This is a genomic window from Flavobacterium collinsii, from assembly GCF_902804485.1.
Lineage (GTDB): Bacteria > Bacteroidota > Bacteroidia > Flavobacteriales > Flavobacteriaceae > Flavobacterium > Flavobacterium collinsii.
Genome location: NZ_CADCST010000018.1, coordinates 1 through 649 on the forward strand (window position 1 = coordinate 1; position 649 = coordinate 649).

The following is a 649-nucleotide window of genomic DNA, read 5'->3' on the forward strand; positions in this document are numbered from 1 at the left end:
TCCAGACTTTAGGGAACTTTTAAAAAGAGTAAAAGAAACTACACTTGGTAGTTATGATCATCAATTGGCTCCATTTGAGAAAGTAGTAGACCGTGTGGTCACTACCCGTGATATGAGCATGAGTCCATTGTTTCAGGTGATGTTTGTATTGCAGAATACACCGAAAGGGTCAGAGGAAGTAGAAACAGGTTTAGAAGGGATTTTACTCTCAGGTTATGAATTTGAGAATGTTACATCTCAGTTTGATTTGATATTGAATGTTTCTGAAGGTAATAATGGAATTGGATTAGATATCGTGTATTGCACAGACTTGTTTGATAGGGCTACTATTGATCGTATGATGTTGCATTACAAAGAATTATTGGTTGGTATTGTTTGTGATATCACCAGACCAATAAGCATTCTTCCGATGTTAACAGTAAATGAAGAGCATCAGTTATTGTATTCATTTAATGATACGACAGTTGCTTATCCAAAAAACAAGACATTGGTTGATTTGTTTGAAGAACAGGTGAAGAAGACTCCTGCTGCTATAGCAGTAGTTTATGAGGGAGCAGAGTTAAGTTATAAAGAATTAGATGAGAAGTCAAATCAGCTTGCAAATTATTTATTAACTACTATCTCAATTAATTCGCAGTGTTTAATTGGG

At 35.0% G+C, this 649-nt stretch carries 1 protein-coding gene; it reads left to right on the forward strand.

The genetic code is table 11. The annotated features are described in order from the left end of the window. Nucleotides 1-649 (forward strand): condensation domain-containing protein (locus FLA105534_RS00120; protein WP_246253120.1); only part of this gene is annotated, 649 nt, incomplete at both ends.